This window comes from Laceyella putida (assembly GCF_042665195.1).
Classification (GTDB): domain Bacteria; phylum Bacillota; class Bacilli; order Thermoactinomycetales; family Thermoactinomycetaceae; genus Laceyella; species Laceyella putida.
The window spans coordinates 19,993-42,080 of the sequence record NZ_JBHTBW010000013.1; the positions used below are offsets into that span (position 1 = coordinate 19,993).

Sequence of the window (22,088 nt, forward strand, 5' to 3'; positions counted from 1 at the left end):
ACCGGAAACCTCTTCCCCAGTCCCCTCCCGAGGCGGGCGGAAACACTGCGCCAGTCGCCCGTGAACGGTGCATCGGCCACACATTCTTTTGCGGTCCATGTTCTCCGGGCGTGGAACCGACACACTCTTAATCTTGGAGGAGTCATAATGACGGCACTTGAAGCAAAGCAAAACGCGAAAAAATGGATTTACATCGGTTTCCTGTTGCAATTCGGCATCATTCTCTATTGGGAACTCACGCAGTATGTGGACTTTTTTCCCTTCAATGATGTGGTGGGGCTGAGCATGCAAGAAAATTTGGCTGCCAGTTATGCCAACGACATTCCCAAACTATGCATCATTCTCATCTTGTGGCTGAGCCTGCGCTGGATGACCCAACCTTGGTACTTGTTCCTTTATGGTTCCTCACTCATTTACTACATCGTCTTCCTGGGCATCCAACTCACGATTTGGTGGCCGCGTTATCTCTTTGGCGCCTCCCCGGAGGAGCTGAAGGATTACAACGAAAATTTTGCCCGGACGATCAAAATCCTGCCCAAGTTCGGAAACCATGTTCCGGTGGACTTGCAACACAACATTTTGCAGACTTGGACACTGGTGATCATCATTCTCATGTTTCTGACCCTGAAAAAGCTTTTTCACGCGTACAAATTGGAGCGGCAATCACAGTCCGGCACCGTGTCGACGAATGGATGATGCGGAGCTGTCTGTGAATGGAAAAGCGAAGCACCCTTTTCTGGGGAGGGGATGCCTTCATCCGTGGATCGGCTTCAAAAATGGTTTTAGCGGAATCGCTTTTTTTCCGTTTGCGTTGCCGCTGTCTGTCCCATGAACTTCTGAGCGAACAACAAAACGAGGGGGGCACAGTATGAGCCAAATGGACTATACGGGGCTTGAAATTGCCATCGTAGGGATGGACGGGCGTTTTCCCGGGGCCAAAAATGTTCACGAGTTCTGGAAAAACTTGAAACAAGGCCGGGATACAATCTCCCGTTTTACTAGGGAAGAATTGCTTGCCCAAGGCATCAGCGAGGAAGAGTTGGATCAGCCAAACTATGTGCCGGCCAAAGGCATGCTGGAAGAGATTGACCGCTTTGACGCCGAGTTCTTCGAAATGCTTCCCAAAGAGGCGGAATGGTTGGATCCGCAAGTTCGCCTGTTTTTGGAGACCGCTTGGAAAGCGTTGGAGGATGCCGGATATGTGGGCGAACGGTATCCCGGTGCCATCGGGGTGTATGCGGGTGCGGCCCTGAATACATATCTGTTCCAAATCGTATCCAGTCCGAAAGCTTTACCCGGCTTGGATGATTTTCAATTGATGCTGGGCAATGACAAGGATTTGCTCAGCTTGCGCACGGCATACAAATTGAACTTGAAGGGACCGGCTGTGACCATCCAAACCACTTGTTCCACCTCGTTGGTTGCGGTTCATTTGGCGTGTCAAGCTCTGTTGAGCGGAGAGTGTGACATGGCGCTGGCGGGAGGGGTATCGCTCCTGTTGCCGCAAAAAAAAGGATATGTGTATCAAGAAGGGATGATTTATTCCCCGGATGGAACCTGCCGCCCGTTTGACGCTGAAGCGGGAGGAACGGTGTTTGGCGATGGGGTGGGGGCGGTCGTGTTGAAGCGGTTGGAGGATGCGCTGGATGCGGGCGACCACATCTACGCGGTCATCAAAGGGAGCGCGGTGAACAATGACGGTACGGACAAAGTGGGATTGACCGCTCCAAGCGTCAGCGGGCAGGCTAGCGTCATCAAGGCCGCGTTGGCGATGGCGGAAGTGGATCCGGAAACGGTCTCGTATGTGGAGGCTCACGGCACGGGTACGCCACTGGGGGACCCGATCGAGCTGAGAGCACTGACCGAGGCGTTCCGGGAGAAAACGGGGGAGAAGCAATTTTGCGCCATCGGGTCGGTCAAGTCCAATGTCGGCCATCTCAATACTGCGGCCGGTGTGGCCGGTTTGATCAAAACGGCTTTGGCGTTGAAACATCAGCAAATTCCGCCCAGTCTGCATGTCGAGAGGCCCAATCCCAACATTGATTTCGAGAACAGCCCATTTTATGTGCAAACGCAGTTAACCCCTTGGCAACGCCGCAAAAACGCTCCACGGCGGGCGGGCATCAGCTCGTTCGGCATCGGGGGAACCAACGCCCATCTGGTTTTGGAAGAGGCGCCCGTCAGAGAAACCGAACCGACACAACGTTCGTTCCACCTGCTCACTCTCTCGGCCAAAACCCCCGCCGCCTTGGAACAGGCCACCGATCAATTGGCGGAACATCTGGGCAAAGAGACTTCCCTTTCTTTGGCGGACGTGGCCCAGACGTTGCGCATCGGGCGATTAGACATGCATCATCGCCGCTTTGTGGTGGCCGCCGACGCGGAAGATGCCAAGCGTGCGCTCGTCGATCGGAATCCGAAGCGGGTCTTTACGGCCGAGACGAGCCCAAACCGGCCGGTGGTGTTCCTCTTCCCGGGGCAGGGTTCGCAATATGTGAACATGGCCAAGGGATGGTATGAGCGAGAAGAGGTTTTCCGCCAGGAAGTGGACCGTTGCGCGGAGTTCCTGAAGCCGCATCTGGAAAGGGATTTGCGTGAACTGTTGTATCCCGTGGCCGGAACGGAAGAAGAGGCAGCCGAGGCCTTGGGGCAAACCCGTTATACCCAACCCGCCCTGTTTGTGGTGGAATATGCCCTGGCAAAACAATGGATGGCTTGGGGCATTGAACCGGAAGCGATGCTTGGCCACAGTGTGGGCGAATATGTGGCAGCCACTTTGTCCGGCGTAATAAAATTGGAAGATGCCTTGGCGTTGGTGGCCATGAGAGGCAGGCTTATCCAGGGACTTCCATCGGGGGAGATGTTGGTGGTTCGCGCCACGGAAGAGCAGGTCCTTCCCCTATTAAATGAAGATGTGTCGTTGGCGGCGGTCAATGCGCCGGGAGCTTGTGTGGTTTCAGGTTCGGTGGGAGCGGTTGCGCGGTTGGAGCAAACATTGCAAGAAGCCGGAATCATGTCTCGCCGTTTGCGCACTTCCCACGCTTTCCACTCCCACATGATGGAGCCGGCCATGGAGCCCTATACCGAGCGGTTGCGGCAATGTGCGCTGAACCCGCCCAACATCCCGTTCCTCTCCAACGTGACCGGCACCTGGATCAAGGCGGAGGAAGCGACGGAACCGACGTATTGGGCGCGCCATCTGCGTGAAGCGGTTCGGTTTGCAGACGGGATGGCTGAGTTGCTGAAGAAACCGGAACGCATTTATTTGGAAGTGGGGCCGGGGCGAACCTTGGCCACACTCGCCAAGCAACAAGGTCCCGCCGGCAAGCGGGTTATGGCAATCGCTTGCACACGCCATCCCCAGGAGGCGGTTGAAGATGAGACGGTTCGCCTGGAAGCGCTGGGACGTTTGTGGCTTGCTGGCGTCACTTGGAGCGATGGGGCCTTATACGGGAAAGAGAAACGGGCCAGGGTGCCGCTTCCGACTTATCCGTTTTCGGGAAAACGGTATTGGGTGGAGGGAGCTTGGCATTCCGTCTACAGCATTCGCCATTCCCTGCCGGAAAGCCCGAAACGAACGGCGAAACGGGAAGAGGTCGATGTCGGTCCGACCCACGCACCCGCAATGACCGCGACGGGGCCGCGAAATGAACTGGAGGCCATCTTGGCCGAGGTGCTCTCCGAGGTGATGGGCATTTCCGAAGTGAGTGTCTTTGACGATTTCTTTGAATTGGGGGGCAACTCGTTGGTGGCCAGCCAGGCGGTGGCCCGCATGAGGGAAGTGTTGCAATTGGAATTGCCGGTGCAGGTGTTGTTTGAAAAGCGGACCATCTCCGAATTGGCCGAAGAGATCGAATCCAGACTCGTGGCCGAATTAGACCAGTTATCGGATGAAGAAGTGGAAAGACTGATGGAACGGAGTTGAGAGAATGATGAACGGACAGCATAACGGAACTCCTTCAGCTCAACTCTCCGACGCAAAGAAAAAGTGGCTGCAAAAACGGTTGCAGGAGATGAAACAGCGGGGGAGTAAGTGGTCCATTCCCAAGCGGGAAACGGGAGGTCCGGCTCCCTTGTCTCCCGCGCAACAACGGCTGTGGTTATTTTACCAATTGCAGCCGGGAAGCACTGTGTACAATTTGCCAACGGCGGTTCGTTTGCGCGGTTCCCTTCATATGGAAATATTAAAAAAAAGCATTCAATATGTAGTGGAACGTCATGAAATTTTACGAACAACTTTTTCCATCCAGCAAGGACAACCTGTGCAAATCGTACACGCCGCCAACGAAATGACGATGCCGTTCACCGATTTGAGTCGGTTGGAGCCGGATGAGCGGGAGCAAGCGTTGCGCCGGCTCAAAGAGAAGGAGGCGACCCAGCCGTTTGACTTGGGCAAGGGACCGCTTCTCCGCTTGTATCTGATTCGGTTGGAAAAAGAAGAGAATGTGCTCTTGTTTAATATGCACCACATTATTTCTGACGGATGGTCCATGGGGATTTTTGTCCGGGAAGTGACGGAATGTTACCGCGCCCTGATGTACGGGAAGAAGGCCGCTTTGCCGGATCTGCCGCTCCAATATGCCGATTTTGCCGTTTGGCATCAAGACTGGCTAAAAGGGGAGCAACCGGAACAGGAACGGCGTGAATGGTTGGAGCGGCTTCAAGGGGTGCCCGTGTTGCAATTGCCCACCGACCGTCCGCGTCCCAAACGGCAAACCTACCGGGGAGGGCGTCGCCGGGTGGACTGGCCCGCCGAACTTTTGACCCGCTTAAAAGCATTCTGCCGGCAAGAGGGCGTTACCTTGTTCATGACTTTGTTGGCGGCGTACAAGGTCTTGTTGTACCGTTATTCCGGACAAACCGACTTTGCCGTGGGATCGCCAGTAGCCGGACGCATCCGGCCCGAACTGGAAAAGCTGATCGGTTTTTTCGTGAACACCTTGGCGCTAAGAACCCCCATCGAGCCGGATTTGGGTTTCCGCGAGTGGTTGCGAAGGGTGAAAGAGACTTGCGTCTACGCCTATTCCCACGCCAATGTGCCGTTTGACCGACTTGTCGCCGAATGGGGGAAAGAGAAAGAGCGGGATTTGAGTTATTCGCCGATTTTCCAAACGCTCTTTGTGTTGCAACAACCGCCACAGATGAACATGGAAGGGCTTGAGCTGGAGCTGGAACCGCTTGACACCGGGGCGTCGATGTTTGACTTGGCCCTGTCCCTGGAGGAGAACGGCGGCCGATTGGTTGGTTTTTTCGAATACAATGCGGATTTGTTGGATGACGCGACCATTCGCCGCATGAACCTGCATCTGCAACAGATTTTGGAAGGGGCGCTTGCGGACCCTGACCGCCCCCTTTCTGCCATCCCCTTGTTAACGGATGAGGAGCTGAGCTTGCTTGCGGCATGGAACGAGACAAAAAAAGCGGTGCCGCAGGTTTGTTTCCACCATCTCTTCCGCCAAACGGCGGAGCAGCACGCCCAGCGAACGGCATTGGCACATAACGGGAACGCCATGTCCTATTCCGAATTGGATGAGCGTTCCAACCAGTTGGCGCACGTTCTCAGAAAAAAGGGCGTAGCCAAAGGAACCTTTGTGGCCATTTCGCTGGAGCGTTCGTTTGACTTGATCGTGGCCGTGTTGGGGGTCATGAAGGCGGGCGGTGCGTATATCCCGCTCGATCCGTCCTATCCCCATGACCGGCTGGCCTACATGTTGGAAGATTCGGGAGCACCAATCCTGTTGACCGTTTCCAGATTGCGCCCGCAATTGCCCACGGGTGGGGCCCAGATGATCTGCCTTGATGAAATCAGGGCGGAAATGGCCGGCGAGCCGGCGACCCCGCCCGACGTACCGATGGAACCGGATGATTTGGCCTACATGATCTATACCTCGGGTTCCACCGGCAAGCCGAAAGGGGTTTTGGTCACCCACCGAGGATTGGGCAATGTGATGTCCCACCAACGGGATTTGTTCCAAACCGACCACGAGAGCAGGGTGTTGCAATTTGCCTCGTTCAGCTTCGACGCGTCGGTGTTTGATTTCTGCATGGCGTTTGGGGCCGGAGCCACGCTGTGCTTGGCCGACAAGGAGCAGTTGTTGCCCGGACCCGATTTTGTCCGTTTGCTGAGGGAAGAGCGCATTACCCATGCAACGTTGTCTCCGTCCGTGTTGAATGCGATGCCCGATGCGGAGTTGCCGGATCTCAAAGTCATCGTCACGGCGGGGGAAGCCTGCTCCCAAGAGATTGTCAACCGCTTTGCCCCCGGACGGAAGTTTTTCAACGCCTATGGCCCGACGGAAGCGACGATTTGGGCATCCACGAAGGAATGCCGGCCCAATGAAGGGACTCCAACCATCGGCCGGGCCATTTCCAATGTGGAACTCCTTGTGCTTGATTCCTTCCGGCAACCGGTTCCCATCGGTGTTCCGGGTGAACTCTATATCGGGGGGATCGGATTGGCCCGGGGGTACCATGGACGGCCGGACCTGACGGCTGAACGGTTCGTTCCCCATCCGTTCAAACCGGAAGCGCGCTTGTATAAAACGGGGGATTTGGTTCGCGCCTTGCCAAACGGGGACCTGGCTTTTCTCGGTCGGGTGGATGATCAAGTCAAAATCCGCGGGTTCCGGATCGAATTGGGTGAGTTGGAATCCATTATCGCCGGACATCCGGGAGTGAAGGCTTGCGCGGTGACCGTGCGGGAAGAACAAGGAAGCAAACGCTTGGCCGCCTATGTGGTGCCGCATGAAGCCAATCAAGGAGTGGCCGCCGACCTCAGGGATTTCCTGAAACGAAGGGTGCCCGATTACATGGTCCCCGCGCATGTCGTAACGCTGGCGGAACTGCCGATGACGGCAAACGGCAAAGTGGACAAAAAAGCGTTGCCGGCGCCGGAAACGAAAACGACCGACCAGGTGGTGGCGGCCCGCAATCAAACGGAGGAGACCCTCGCGGAAATCTGGCGGGAGGTACTCCGCGTGCCCCAAATCGGGATGGAGGACAACTTCTTCGAATTGGGCGGGGATTCGATTTTGGCGATTCAGGTGGTGACCAAAGCCAAGGAACGGGGAATTCCCTTCACCACCAAACAATTGTTTGAACACCAGACCATCGCGGAATTGGCGAAGATTTCCGGAAGCTCGCCGCAAATTGCGGCGGAACAAGGGAGATTGCGCGGAGAAGTGGCATTGACGCCGATCCAGCGGTGGTTCTTCGAGCAAGACTTTGCTGATCCGCACCATTGGAACCAAGCGGTTGTCTTTCGGGTGCACCGACAGCTTAGGCTCGAATGGCTCAAAGGTGCGATCAAGGCCGTCATGGATCACCACGATGCGCTTCGGCTCTTGTTTGCGCGGGGGGAGTCGGGCTGGAAACAATGGTTCGCTGAAGGGGAGGGCGTCATCCCTTTGTTGACGGTGACGCTTGACCACTTGGATAAAGAAACGATCCGGAAAACATTGGAACCCCATCAAGCCGCGTTCCAGCTGGACCGGGGACCGCTCATCCGGTTCGTTTGGCTTGACGGCGGGGAGGCGGAGCAATGCCGTTTGGCGGTGATCGCTCACCATTTGTTGATTGACGGGGTTTCTTGGCGTTTGTTGATGGAAGACGTGGAACGGGTTTATCACCAGCTGGAACAAGGGCAACCGGTGCAATTGCCGCCCAAGACCACCTCCGTTCGGGAGTGGGCCGAGACCTTGCTGGAGTATGCCCAATCGGACGAATTGGGCCGTGAGCGGAACTTTTGGCTCAAGCAAACGGGCCGACCGATTGCGGGGTTGCCCCGCGACGGGGAAGGAGAGCCGACGGTCAAGCATCGGCAAACTTTGACTTGCGAACTTCCCGCCGATGAGACCCGAGCTTTATTGCAGGAGGTTCCGCAGGCGTACCGGACCCGGGTCCATGAGATTCTGTTGGCGGCATTGGCATTCACCTTGAAAGAATGGAGCGGCGAATCTGAGTTGTTGGTCGATATGGAGAGCCACGGGCGGCAAGACGTCATTCCTGGAGTGGACTTAACGCGGACGGTTGGCTGGTTCACCGCCAAATATCCGCTCCGGCTCGCGATGGACAAAGAGACGCCTGGTGATCTGCTCAAATCGGTCAAAGAACAGATTCGCGCCATTCCCAACCAAGGATTTGGCTTCGGGTGCCTGCGTTATCTCCATCCGGACGAGAACGTGCGCCTGCGTTTGAAAGAAGGGGACAAAGCGGAAGTGGCTTTCAATTACCTGGGCCAATGGGATGTGGGGAGTTCTGGGGAGGCGTTGTTCCGGATGACGGGAGAGCCGGTGGGTCTTACAAGAAGTGAACGCGGAGCGAGTCGCCATCTGCTGGAAATTGACAGCATGGTGGCGGAAGGCAGTCTCAAGCTGACTTGGGCATTTGATCGGCACATTCATCATCCGGCCACCGTCGAACGACTGGCCGACCGCTATCTGACGTGGCTGCGTGCGTTGATCAGTCATTGCCTGTCGCCGGAGGCCGGGGGGTTCACCCCTTCGGATTTCCCGGAGTTCGGTTGGGACCAAGAAGAATTGGACCGAATCACCGCGGCGATCATTCGGACATTGGGAGGAAACGAAGAATGACCCTCAAACAGATTGAAACGTTTTATCCGTTGTCTCCCGGTCAACAGGGAATGTTGTTCCACTCCCTGTTGGCTCCCGCATCCGGCGTGTATGTGGAACAGATTGCCTGCAAAATCGAAGGCCCATTGGATGTTGAACGGTTTCGCCAATCGTGGGAGAAAGTGACCGAACGGCATGCCATCCTCCGGACTTCCTTTGTATGGAAGGGACTGAAAGAACCGGTGCAAGTGGTCCACAGGGCGGTGACGTTGCCGTTTGAAGTGCTGGATTGGCGGAATGTTCCCGAAGCGGAGAAACGGGACAAAGTCCGGGATTGGATGAAAGGGGACCGGACCAGGGGATTCCAAATGGATCGCGCGCCATTGATGAGGTTTACCCTTATCCGTTTGAGTGAGGAAGAAATCGAATTCATTTGGACGCATCACCATATCCTTCTGGATGGTTGGTCCTTGGCCAGGGTGCTCAAGGAAACGCTTGACGGGTATTTGGGGAACCAGGAGACCGCTGTTTTGCCTTCTCGCCCCTTCCGCGACTATATTGCCTGGTTGCGAAAACAGGACGGCAGGCGTTCGGAAACATTTTGGAAGGAAGAGTTGGCAGGATTGGAGGGGCCCACCCCACTTCTCCGTTTGTCGGCCAAAAATTCGGAACGCGAAGAAGACTACGGCGAATTTCGCATGGTCCTTTCCCAAGCCGTGACCGATTCCTTGCGCCAAACGGCCAAGCGGTATCGCCTTACGATGAACACGATGGTGCAAGGGGCTTGGGCAGTTTTGCTCAGTCGGTACAGCGGGGAAACCGATGTCGTCTTCGGGGCAACCGTATCGGGACGTCCGCCCGATTTACCGGGAGTAGATGGGATGATCGGGCTGTTTCTCAACACCCTTCCGCTGCGAACTGGGGTGAAGCCACGGGAAAAAGTGGTCGATTGGTTGGATTCGTTGCAGGCAAGGCAAGTCAAAATGCGGGAGCATGAGCATTGCCCGTTGGTCGATGTCCAACGCTGGAGCGGGGTGCCTTCCCAGCTACCTCTTTTTGAGAGCATCCTGGTCTTTGAAAATTACCCCATGACCGAGTTGGAAGGGAGAGGGATTAAAATCCGCCATCCGCATTCGGCCGGTTGGACCAATTATCCGTTGACATTGTTGGTGGTGCCCGACGAAGCGCTGATGGTGCGCATGAAGTACGACCGCACGCGTTTTGAGGAACGGTTCATTCGCCAGGTGGCCGCGCATCTGGGCCATTTGCTTGAAGAATTGCCAGAAAAAATGGAAGAGACTATCGGGCGCCTTCGTTTGGGGGCTGACATGGCGCCCCGGCCGGAAAGGGATCGGGTGGAGATCTCACATCCCTTTATTCCGTTTCCGAAAGAGGCATTGGGCCAATCCATCGTCGACCGCTTCCGCCAACAGGTGGCGGCCGCTCCGGAGCGGTTGGCGGTCATCTCCAACCGGGCTTCCTTGACATACCGCGAGTTGGATGAACAGGCTACCCGCATCGCGCGCGCCATTTTAGAAAAGCAGGCGGTTCCGCGTTCCCGTGTCGCGCTGTTGTTTGAACAGGATGTGACCATGATCGCGGGGATGCTGGGTGTGCTAAAAGCCGGCCATGTGTATGTGCCGCTCGATCCCCAGTTCCCAGAGGCCCGGTTGGCGTTTATGGCGAATGATGCCGAAGCGGTGGTGCTCCTCACCAACCAAGCCAATCTTCCACTGGCCGAACGCATTCAAGAAACGGTTTCGCACTCGATGGAGGTGTTGGTAACCGATCAGCTTCCGCACCTGAAAGGCGAGGGAGACCTGCCGGATTCCATCTCACCGGACGATATGGCGTACTTGCTTTACACCTCGGGTTCAACCGGCACTCCCAAAGGCGTGATGCAAAGTCACCGGAACGTGCTTTTTCACATTCGCAATTACACCAACCAGTTGCACATCAACGCGGAAGACCGGTTGGCCCTGTTCGCTTCCTACAGTTTCGATGCGGCGGTGATGGACATTTACGGGGCGTTGCTCAACGGGGCGGTGCTGGTGATCGCCGATCTGAAGCGGGATGGGTTGTTGGCGCTGAAGGAGATGTTGACCAACCACCGGGTCACCCTCTTCCATTCCACCCCGACGGTGTTCCGTACCTTCGTCCAAACGCTGCGCCCGGACGAACTGGTTCGGGAAATCCGGTTGGTGGTGATGGGGGGGGAAGAGGTGCAGGCCCGGGATTTCGCCCTCTTTCAAAAACATTTTGCGCCGGGAGCCGTTTTCGTCAATGGGCTCGGACCGACTGAATCCACGATGGCCTTGCAGTATCGCCTCCATCACCAAAGCGAGTTGAAATCCGGGACGGTTCCGGTTGGTTATCCGGTTGAAGATGTGGACGTGTGGCTCCTCGATGAAGAGGGGGAACCGACCGAAGTGACGGGTGAGATCGGCATTGTCTCTCCCGCGGTGGCCTTGGGCTATTGGAAGCGACCGGAGCTGACGGAGAAGGCGTTCAAGGAGTTGCCGGGCGGCAAACGGTTGTACCGGACCGGAGATTTGGGGAGAAGGCTGCCGGACGGCGCCATCGAGTTTTTGGGACGAAAGGACCATCAAGTGAAAATTCGGGGCTTCCGGATTGAAACGGGCGAGATCGAGACCAAGCTGCTTGAGCTATCGCAAATTCGGGAAGCGGCGGTGACTGTTTGCCAGGATGAGCGTGGGGAGAAGAGATTGGTTGCTTATGTGGTGACCCATTCGGGCGAAACGGGGCAAGAAGAGGCATGGGAGCGCCATTTGCGCCGGAAACTGCCCGCCCATATGATTCCCCAGGCATGGGTGGAGTTGCCTTCCCTGCCTTTGACCCCGACAGGGAAAGTGAATCGCCGCGCCCTGCCGCCGCCAACCTTCGCGCAAACAGGTGTTCGTGATCCTATTCCTCCCAAAACGGAATGGGAAAAACAAGTGGCCGCGATTTGGCAAGAGGTCCTGCACCTCGAACAGGTCGGGGTGGAAGACAACTTTTTTGATTTGGGAGGCCATTCGCTTTCCCTGCTCCAGGTGCACAGTCGGTTGCAGGTGGCTCTTGGGCGGGACATTCCCATGGTGCAGTTGTTCCAATACCCCACCATCCGCTCATTCGCGGAGAGGTTGGGGCAGAGCCAAGACCGGAGTTCCTTCTTGGCTTCCAAGGATCGGGCGGAGAAAAAACGAGAGGCGCAGGCGGCAAGGGCACGTGCCCGCGCCCGAACGCGACGATAAAGGGACGAAAGGAGAAAAGCCGCTATGGAAACGAGCGAACAAACGCTGGCGCAGGGAATTGCCATTATCGGAATGAGCGGGCGGTTTCCGAAAGCCCGAAATATCCGGCAGTTTTGGGACAACCTGTTGGCGGGAAAAGAAGGGATCACCTTTTTTTCCGAGCAAGAATTATCCCACATTCCCGCGGAGATCCGTGAGCATCCCCGATATGTGAAAGCGGCCCCTCTCCTGGAAGATGCGGATTGTTTCGACGCTTTCTTTTTTGGCATCACTCCCAAGGAAGCGAAAGTGTTGGACCCCCAACATCGGGTGTTTCTCGAGTGCGCATGGGAAGCGCTGGAAGACGCCGGCGTCGATCCGGACCGGTTTGCGGGCCGAATCGGGGTTTACGCAGGGGCGACCAGCAACCAATACATGATCAACGTCGCTTCCCATCCTGAAATGATGGATCCAAAAAACGGCTTTGTCGCTTCGGTGATTCATGGGAACAGTCCTGATTATATGACGACAAGGGTTTCATACAAATTGAATCTGCGCGGGCCAAGCGTGACGGTACAGACCAGTTGTTCCACCTCGCTGGTGGCGGTCCACCTCGCTTGCCAGGGATTGCTCGGGTATGAGTGTGACATGGCGTTGGCGGGGGGCATCTCCATCAAGGTTCCGCAGGTGGAAGGGTACTTTTTCCAAGAGGGAGGCGTGGTTTCTCCCGATGGGCGCTGCCGCCCGTTCGACGCCAAGGGACAAGGCACCGTGTTTGGCAGTGGGGTGGGGATTGTCGCCCTCAAACGGTTGCAAGATGCGATGGAAGACGGGGATCACATTTACGCCGTGATCAAAGGGAGTGCCATCAACAATGACGGGGCGGTCAAAGTCGGGTATACCGCTCCCAGTGTGGAAGGTCAGGCGGAAGTCATCGCCGAAGCGCTGGCGGTCGCCGAAGCGGAATCGGACACAATCGATTACGTGGAAGCCCATGGGACAGCGACCGCGTTGGGGGATCCAATCGAGATGGCGGCCCTCTCGCAAGTGTTTGCCGAGCGCACGGGGAACGAGAATCAATGCGCGATAGGTTCCGTCAAGGGCAATGTGGGCCATCTGAGCGCCGCTTCGGGGGTGACGGGGCTGATCAAAACGGTTCTGGCGTTGAAGCACAAGCAAATCCCCCCGAGCCTCCATTTTAAAACCCCCAATCCCAAAATCGATTTTGACGACAGCCCGTTTTACGTACAAACCAAGCTCATCCCATGGGAACGGCGCGGGGAACATCCGCGGCGGGCGGGGGTCAGTTCGTTCGGGATCGGCGGAACCAACGCCCATGTGGTGCTGGAGGAAGCGCCGGCGATGAACAGTGGGCCATCCCCTCGAGCCGCCCACCTGATCACCATATCGGCCAAAACGGTGGCAGCCTTGGAGAGGATGACGGACCGGTTGGCCGAACACTTGGCGAACCATCCCGATGGGCCCTTGGCCGATGTGGCCTACACCTTGCGCCTCGGCCGGAAAGATTTTGTCCACCGCCGTTTCATTGTCGCTTCCAACGTGGCGGAGGTGCAAAAAGCATTGGCAGAGCGGGACCCGAAACGGGTTTTTCAGGGGGAGGCTCCTCCAGGGGAACGGTCAGTCGCCTTTCTCTTCCCAGGCCAAGGGGCCCAATATGTCCAAATGGGCAAGGGCTTGTATGAGACAGAGGCGGTGTTCCGCGAAACCGTGGAACAATGCGCGGAAACGTTGAAGCCGCTCCTTTCGTTGGATCTGCGCGAGCTTCTTTACCCGGGGGCGGGCCAAGAAAAAGAGGCGGAGGATCTGCTCAAACAAACCCGGTATACGCAACCCGCTTTGTTTGTCATCGAATATGCGATGGCGAAACAATGGATGGCGTGGGGAATAAAGCCGGAAGCGATGTTGGGGCACAGTGTGGGGGAGTATGTCGCCGCAACCTTGGCGGGTGTGATGGAACCGGAAGAAGCCCTCTCTCTGATCGCCGCGCGGGGTCGTCTGATCCAAGCGTTGCCGGTGGGAGAGATGGCGGCGGTCCGCTTGCCGGAAGAAAAGGTGAGCCCGCTCTTGGGGGATGACTTGTCCCTGGCTGCCATCAACGGCCCCAGCCTTTGTGTGGTCGCGGGCACAGCTGAAGCCATCAGCCGCTTGATCAGCCGGCTGGATCAGGGGGGTATCACCGCCCGTCGCCTCCACACCTCCCACGCTTTCCATTCCCACATGATGGAACCGGCAATGGCGGCGTTTCGGAAGGAGTTGCGCCGCATTCGCTTGCGCGAGCCGGCCCTCCCGTTTGTGTCCAACCTGACCGGAACATGGATCAAGGCGGAAGAGGCCACCGATCCGGAATACTGGGTGCGCCATCTGCGGGAGACGGTTCGTTTTGCCGATGGGGTCAAAACGCTTTGGGAGCGGCCGGAGCGCGTCTTGCTTGAAGTGGGGCCGGGACGAACGTTGTCAACATTGGCCAAGCAGCAGGGAACCCGGGAGCAGTTAACTGTTCCGTCCATGCGCCATCCGTTGGATTCTGGAGAAGACGCTGCCTTTTTGGCCCGGTCGCTCGGACAATTGTGGTTGGCCGGGGTGAAATGGGACGATGCCGCATGGTTTTCGGGGGAGAAGCGGTTGAAGGTTTCATTGCCCTCTTATCCCTTTGAGCGGGAACGCCACTGGTTGGAATTCCGGCGGGATGGCTGGGGCGGCCTGCCCATCGCCGAAGCGCCTGCCCAACAGAAACAAGAACGGTCGGAGAATGAAGCCCAAATCGGGTCAGAGGAAGTTGGCCGCCGGGTAGTGATGACTGCTTACGCCCCTCCGGAGACAGACATTGAAAAAACGATCGCCGCGGTGTGGAGGGAAGTCTTGGGGATTGAAAAGATCGGGGTTCACGATGATTTCTTCGAGTTGGGGGGGAATTCACTCTTGGCCACCCAACTTGGTTCGCGCATGAAAGAACGGTTTCCGATCGAGATTCCGTTGCAAGTTTTTTTTGAGGGGCCCAACATTCGCAATCTGTCGGCATATGTGGAAAAACTCCTGTTGGAAAAGCTGGAACAACTGTCTGACGAAGAAGTGGAAAACCTGCTTTCATGAATTTTGATTCCGGATTACGGTACAGTCATCGCGGAGGTGCCCAATCATGTCCGATCCAAAGAAAAACTTGTCTCAAGCAAAACTGACATTATGGCAAAAATTGGCCCGGGGGGAAGGGATACAGCTCCAACCCTCCATCCCCAAGCGGAATCCGGATCAACCCGCCGGTCTCTCCTATGCCCAAGAGCGATTGTGGTTCTTGGAGCAACTTGTTCCGGGTACGCCGGTCTACAACATGCCGGGAGCGATCCGCCTGAAGGGGCCGCTCCAGATCGAAGCTTTGGAAGCGTGCCTCAAGGAATTGGTGCGCCGCCATGAAGTGTTGCGCACGACTTTTGTCACCGCCGAAGATGGAAACGCGCGCCAAGTGGTTCATCCCGCCCCCGCGTTCCGTTTGTCCCAACTCGACCTGTCGGACTTGGAGTCTAAGATGAAAGAGCGGGAAGTGAACCGACTGGTCCATGAAGAGGCAAGAACACCGTTTCTGTTGGCGGAAGGCCCTCTGATCCGCGCCAGATTGCTTCACTTGGGGGATGATGAACACGTATTGCTGTTCACCATGCACCATATCGTGTCAGATAGTTGGTCACTCGGTTTGTTCGCCAAAGAAATGGCCCTTCTCTATCGGGCCTTCGCGGACGGAAAGCCCTGCCCGCTTCCGGACCTTCCCATCCAATACGGCGATTATGCGGTATGGCAAAAAAGCCGCATGGATACCGAAACGATGAAAGATCATCTCCACTACTGGAAGAAACGACTCTCCGGCAATCTGCCCGTATTGCAGTTGCCGACGGACTTCGCGCGCCCGGCCATTCCTTCTTACGCGGGTGGCCGTCTCGGGTTCAACGTGGATCGGGAGCTGACCGATCGCCTCAAAGCATTGGCCAAAGCCGAAGGGGCCACCCTCTTCATGACGTTGCTGGCAGCATATAAAACCTTGCTGTACCGGTACTCTTCCCAAGAAGACCTGATTGTCGGAACACCGCTCGCCGGGCGGCGCCAAAAAGAAGTGGAAGACTTGATCGGGTTCTTTGTGAACACCCTTCCGCTCCGCACCGATTTGGGCGGCAAGCCTTCGTTCCGGGAGTTATTGCGCCGGGTGAAAGAAACCGCGTTAGAAGCGTTTGACCATCAGGATCTCCCGTTCGAAAAGATCGTGGTAGAAGTCCAGCCCGACCGTTCCACGATGAACCAGTCGCCATTGTTTCAGACCATGTTTGTCCTACAAAATGCGCCGATGCCGAAAATGGATCTGGGTGATGTTACTGTTTCATTTCTGGATGTGCATAGCGGCACCGCCAAATTCGATCTTCTTTTAACGATGATGGAAACGGAAACAGGCATGACCGCGGCTTTTGAATATGACAAGGATCTGTTCCGCGAAGAAACGATGCGGCGCATGATTGCGCATTTCCGGCGTCTGCTTATGGCTATCGTCCAAGAACCGGATCAGTCGATCGCCCGGCTCGATTATATGAGCGAAACGGAAAAGAACTGGCTCATTCACCAACCGCAAGCGACGACAATCCGGGTCGAGGTGCGGGAATGCATTCACGGCAGGTTTGAAGGCCAAGCGGAACGACGCCCCGAAGCGACGGCCGTGGTGTTTGAAGGAGAGTCCCTCACCTATCGCGAGTTGAATGAACGGGCCAACCAATTGGCCCATCACCTGAAAAAAAGGGGAGTGGGACCCAACCGCTTGGTGGGGCTCAGTGTGGAACGATCCCTTGAAACGGTGGTGGGGATTCTCGGGATTCTCAAGGCGGGTGGGGTTTATGTTCCGTTGGACCCGACTTATCCGGCGGACCGGTTGGCGTTCATGATTGAGGATGCCAAGCTGGACGTGTTGGTCACCCAATCCCGGTTTATGGAGCGTTTGCCCGTGCATGATGCGCAAGTGGTGTTGCTTGACGCCCACCTGGAGGAAATCGGCCAAGAAAGCGTCGCCAATCCGCCGATGGAAACGACGCCGGAAGATCTGGCCTACATCATTTACACGTCGGGCTCCACCGGGAAACCCAAGGGGGTGTTGGTCCCCCACGCGAACGTGATTCGCCTGTTCGACGCGACCGAGCATTGGTTTGGTTTCCACGAAGGGGATGTTTGGACGCTGTTCCATTCGTACGCCTTTGATTTTTCGGTGTGGGAATTGTGGGGGGCCCTTTTCTACGGCGGCAAAGTGGTGGTCGTTTCCCATGAGACCGGCCGCTCGCCCGAAATGTTCTATCGGTTGTTGGCCGACGAGGGCGTGACGGTCTTGAACCAAACGCCAAGCGCTTTTCGCCAACTGATCATGGTCGAGGAAAACCGGAAGGAAATTCCCGAGTTGTCCTTGCGGTATGTCATTTTTGGCGGGGAAGCGTTGGAATTGCAAAGCTTGAGACCATGGTTTAGACGCCATGGCGACCGAAAGCCACTGCTCGTGAACATGTATGGCATCACGGAGACAACGGTCCACGTCACCTACCGCCCGATTTCGCAGAAGGATGTGGAGGATGGCATGGGGAGCGTGATCGGCGTTCCGATTCCCGATCTGAAGGTGTATGTGCTCGACCCAGAAAAAAATCCAGTGCCGATCGGAGTCCCCGGCGAGTTGTTTGTGGGCGGGGCGGGCGTCGCCAAGGGATATCTCAATCGTCCGGACTTGACCACGGCGCGGTTTATTCCCGATCCGTTTTCCGATGAGCCGGGAGCGCGCTTGTACCAATCAGGAGATTTGGTCAGATACTTGCCCAACGGAGACCTGGAATATTTGGGGCGGATGGACCATCAGGTGAAAGTCCGCGGGTTCCGAATCGAGTTGGGCGAGATTGAAGCGGCGCTGACCAAGCATCCGGCGGTTCAGGAAAGTGTGGTCATTCCCAGGGAAGAGCAGCGGGGGGACAAGCGCTTGGTGGGATACGCCGTGTTGAATCCCAACTACTTGGCGAAGTGGTGTCGAGAAGATACCCGGGCGCAGGTGAAGGAATGGGAAGTGGTGTTTGAAGATTATTATGCCCAGCCGGAAGCGACACCCGACCCGACCTTCAACATTATTGGGTGGAACAGCAATTATACTGGCCAGCCCATTCCCGCCGGGGAAATGAAAGAGTGGTTGGAAGCGACCGTGCGGCGGATTCGCTCCCTAAATCCGAAGCGGGTGCTGGAGATCGGGGTGGGGACGGGGATGATTCTTTACCGGGTGGCCCCGATTGCCGAATCGTATACGGGAACCGATTTCTCCAAAAAGGCGATCGAGTATGTGGAAAAGACCTTGCGCCTCATTGACCCGATGGAGACGGACATCCGCTTGCTGAACCAGCCGGCCGACGCGTTTGATGCCTTGGGGGAGAACGCGTTTGACACGGTCATTCTCAACTCGATCATCCAATACTTCCCGAGCGCGGACTACTTGGTCGATGTGCTCAAAGGTGCGGTGAAACGGCTTGTGCCGGGAGGACGAATCTTCATTGGCGATGTGCGCGATTTGCGCTTGTTCGAAGCGTTCCACATGGCGGTGGAGCGGTTCCGGTCCGCACCCGATGAATCGGTGGAGCGCTTGATCACTAAAGCGAAACAACGTGCGGCCAGCGATGGGGAGCTGCTGTTGGATCCCGCCTTCTTCTACGCCCTGGCGCGGGAAATCCCCGAGATCAACCGGATCCGCATCATGCCAAAGCGCGCGCGCTCCCTCAATGAATTGAGCCAGTTCCGTTATGACGTCATCTTGGAGGTCAACGGGGAACCGGCCGAACCCGCCCCCATCCACACAGATGAGCGGCCATGGACAAAAGAGATTACCATCGATGCGGTCAAACAAGTGTTAAGGGCAGAAGAGCCGGAGCGGCTTGTGGTTCGCGGGGTGCCCAATGCCCGTCTCATCCGGGAAGTGACGGCTCTACAATGCGCGGAGCAAGTCCGGGGGAAAACGGTGGCGGAATTGGAACGACATCTTTCGCATAGGAAAGGTGTCGATCCGGAAACGTGGTGGGAATTGGAAAGCGAACTGCCATACAAAGTAACCCTTAGCTGGAACAGCGGAGGCCGGGACGGGCATTACGACGTTTGTTTCACGCATCAAGCGAACGCCATGCACCCATTGCCGAATTGGGAACAACCGGTGGAAGCTAACCTGCCCGCCACCCGTTACGCCAGCCATCCCCTGATGGGCCGGATCAAGCGCGCGCTCGTTCCAGAGCTCCGGAACCATCTGAAATCATCCCTGCCGGAGTACATGGTTCCATCCGCCCTTATGGTCTTGGACTCGATCCCGCTCACGGAAAACGGCAAAGTGGATCGGAAGGCGCTTCCGGCTCCGGATCCGTCCGTCTTTGTGTCGGAGCAAGAGTTTATCGAACCGCGCAGCGAAACGGAAAAGGCCGTCGTGGACATCTGGGCGGATGTTTTGGGGCTGGGCCGGGTTGGGATCCATGACCACTTCTTTGAATTGGGTGGGCACTCTCTACTGGCAACCCAGTTGATCTTTAGGCTTCGCGAGCGGTTTGAGCTGGACGTTCCGCTCCGGGTGGTTTTTGAAAAGCCGACCGTGGAGGGCATGGCCCGGGCTATCGATGAAATCCGCAGGGCCGGAATGGAAGGGGCCCGCCAAATGGTTGAAGCGGTCGATTTAACCGGTGAAGCGGTGCTGGATCCCACCGTTTGGCCGGAATATGTGACGTCGGACCGGGCCAAAGCCGTGTTTCTCACCGGAGCCACCGGATTTTTGGGCGCCTTCTTGTTGCGGGACTTGCTTGCGTGGACGCCGGCCAAGGTTTACTGTTTGGTGCGGGCCAGCGATCCGGAACGGGCTTGGGCCCGCATCCGCGAGAACCTGACCCGCTACCAATTGTGGGACGAGGAACAAGCGTGGCGAATCGTTCCGGTGGTGGGAGACTTGGCGAAGCCGCATTTGGGGCTGTCGACGGATCAGTTTGCGCGGCTCGGCGAAGAAATTGAGGTCATTTATCATAACGGGGCGCTTGTGAACTTCGTTTACCCTTATGAATCGCTGAAAACGCCCAATGTGATGGGAACCCAAGAAGTGATTCGTTTGGCCGGCTGCGGGAAAGTGAAGCCGATCCATTTCGTGTCAACGTTGTATGTGTTCCCGCCCGCGGAAGACGGTAGCGAAAAAACGGCATATGAAGACCAGATTCCGAAGCGCAGCGAAGGGTTGAAAATGGGGTACACCCAAAGCAAATGGGTGGCCGAACATCTCTTGGCCGAAGCGAGAAAACGCGGCATTCCGGTCTCCATTTATCGCCCGGGCCGGATTTCCGGGGACAGTCGAACCGGGGCGTGCCAGACGGATGATTTCTTGTGGCGGATGATTAAGGGGTCGATCCAACTCGGTTGCGCACCGGATCAAGACGCCTATGCCGAAATGAGTCCGGTCGATTTCATCTCCCGCGCCATCATCTATCTCTCTCAGCGTCTGGAGTCCCTCAATAAAGGATTCCATCTGGTTAACCCACAGCCGATTCACATGCGCGACTTGCATCAAGCCATGCGGGAGATGGGATACGAATTGGAACTGGCGCCTTATGAGACATGGTTGGAGCGCCTGATGGAAGCGGCCGCCCGCGGGAAGGAAAATGTGGCCGCCCCCTTGGTCAACTTGGTTCGGGAAGGTGCCTTTAACGTCGCCCATCTGCGTTTTGACCAACGCAATGTGCACGAAGGGCTGAAAGAATCTGGGATTGTCAATCCGCCTGTGGATGCCCGACTCTTGGAACCGACGATCCGCTACTTCATCGAAACCGGATATCTGCAGCCACCCCATCGGAAGGAGTTTAAAAATGCACCAGACGCCTCCAAACGGCTTTAAGACATTTTTCACTGTTTTGAGCGGACAAATGGCTTCCTCTTTCGGCTCCGGATTGACCCAGTTCGCCCTGGTGTTGTCCGCCCTTGAGATGACCGGGTCGATGACCCAATATTCCCTGACGTTTCTGTGCATGTACCTGCCGGCCTTTTTGTTTTCCCCTTGGGCGGGAACGATTGTGGACCGCAAGGACCGCAAGCAAATCTTGTATTGGAGCAACGGGGTGGCCTTTATGGCGACCCTGGGGCTCATCTTGAACTTGCAATGGGACACGCTTTCCCTCTGGCAAATTTATCTGGTGATACTGGTCAAGGCCATCGCCTCCACGTTTCAGCTCACCTTGACTCAGACGTTGGTGACCGTGTTGGTTCCCCAGGAACATCACGGAAGGGCCAATGGCCTGACCCAAATGGCGGATGCGTTACCGCGGATTTTCGCGCCCCTTGTCGGAGCGTCCCTGCTGGCATGGATTCATATCAAAGGGATTATCTTGATTGAACTGGCAACCTATCTCTTGGCCTTTTGGACCTTGTCACGGGTTCGTTTGCCACAGGAGGACAAGGGGGAAGAATCCCATCCTTCCGTGCTCAAAGAGGCATGGGAAGGTTGGCGGTACATCGCCGGGCGCCAAGGGTTGGTGGCCCTGCTGATTTACTCGACGTTCAACAACTTTCTCATCGGCATTATCGAGGTCTTGGTGAATCCGCTGGTGCGGGACATCATGAACTACAAGGATTATCAAGAACAGATCGGCTTGGTTCTCATGTTTGGCGGGTTGGGAATGCTTGCGGGAAGCATTCTGATGGTGGCTTGGGGAGGACCCAAACGCAAGATCAACGGTGTCCTGGCCTTCACCATGTTGGGGGGGGTTCTCCTCATTCCAGGAGGGCTGATCCATTCAATAAAATGGTTTTACATAGGAGCGTTTCTCTATTTTGTCACCATTCCAATCTCGCTTGGCGCAAACCAAACCATTTGGCAGGGAAAGGTTCCTCTTCCCTTGCAAGGACGGGTGTTTTCCCTACGCCGTATGACCATGCTGAGCTCTGTTCCCATAGCCGCACTGGTGGCGGGTCCGTTGGCGGATGCCTTTACTCCCCTGCTGGTGAAAGGGGGAGCTTGGGCCTCTACAGTTGGATTGATTACCGGTGTGGGACCGGGACGTGGAACGGCGTTTGTGTTCATGCTGATGGGCATTCTGAGCGTGTTGTTTGCCTTGATGGGCTATGGAATCAAGCCGATTCGCCGGGTGGAATCCGAACTGCCCGATGTTTCGACCACATGTGACGACAAAGTAAGACCTAGCATGAACTGACGCTGTTGTGGCGAAAAATGCCATCGGAACCGGAACCGTATGCAAAAAGTTCGAGA

Annotated in this window: 7 protein-coding genes; all 7 read left to right on the top strand. The window is 56.5% G+C overall.

The genetic code is table 11. From position 1 onward, the window contains the following. Positions 1 to 147: 147 nt before the first annotated feature. The 7 genes from ACFQNG_RS04990 to ACFQNG_RS05020 all read left to right on the top strand — a co-directional run bounded on the left by ACFQNG_RS04990 (position 148) and on the right by ACFQNG_RS05020 (position 22,032). Entirely contained in the window at positions 148 to 696 is a 549-nt protein-coding gene (locus tag ACFQNG_RS04990) for a hypothetical protein (protein WP_379863787.1), read from the top strand. A gap of 172 nt (positions 697 to 868) precedes the next feature. Beyond that, positions 869 to 3,925 carry a type I polyketide synthase gene (locus ACFQNG_RS04995; RefSeq protein WP_379863788.1) on the top strand — a complete coding sequence of 1,019 codons (3,057 nt, stop codon included), beginning with the start codon at positions 869 to 871 and terminating at the stop codon, positions 3,923 to 3,925. A gap of 7 nt (positions 3,926 to 3,932) precedes the next feature. Beyond that, positions 3,933 to 8,591, top strand: coding sequence for an amino acid adenylation domain-containing protein (locus ACFQNG_RS05000; RefSeq protein WP_379863789.1), 4,659 nt, complete (start codon positions 3,933 to 3,935; stop codon positions 8,589 to 8,591). After that, positions 8,588 to 11,824, top strand: coding sequence for an amino acid adenylation domain-containing protein (locus ACFQNG_RS05005; RefSeq protein ID WP_379863790.1), 3,237 nt, complete (start codon positions 8,588 to 8,590; stop codon positions 11,822 to 11,824). Before ACFQNG_RS05000 ends, ACFQNG_RS05005 begins: the two co-directional genes overlap by 4 nt. A 24-nt stretch (positions 11,825 to 11,848) precedes the next feature. Then, on the top strand, positions 11,849 to 14,914 hold the full coding sequence (locus ACFQNG_RS05010) for a type I polyketide synthase (RefSeq protein ID WP_379863791.1): 3,066 nt from the start codon (positions 11,849 to 11,851) through the stop codon (positions 14,912 to 14,914). Positions 14,915 to 14,960: 46 nt separating this feature from the next. Continuing rightward, positions 14,961 to 20,720, top strand: coding sequence for an amino acid adenylation domain-containing protein (locus ACFQNG_RS05015; protein WP_379863792.1), 5,760 nt, complete (start codon positions 14,961 to 14,963; stop codon positions 20,718 to 20,720). Continuing rightward, positions 20,692 to 22,032 carry an MFS transporter gene (locus ACFQNG_RS05020; RefSeq protein WP_379863793.1) on the top strand — a complete coding sequence of 447 codons (1,341 nt, stop codon included), beginning with the start codon at positions 20,692 to 20,694 and terminating at the stop codon, positions 22,030 to 22,032. The genes ACFQNG_RS05015 and ACFQNG_RS05020 overlap by 29 nt, the downstream gene beginning before the upstream one ends. The last annotated feature ends 56 nt before the right edge of the window (positions 22,033 to 22,088 follow it).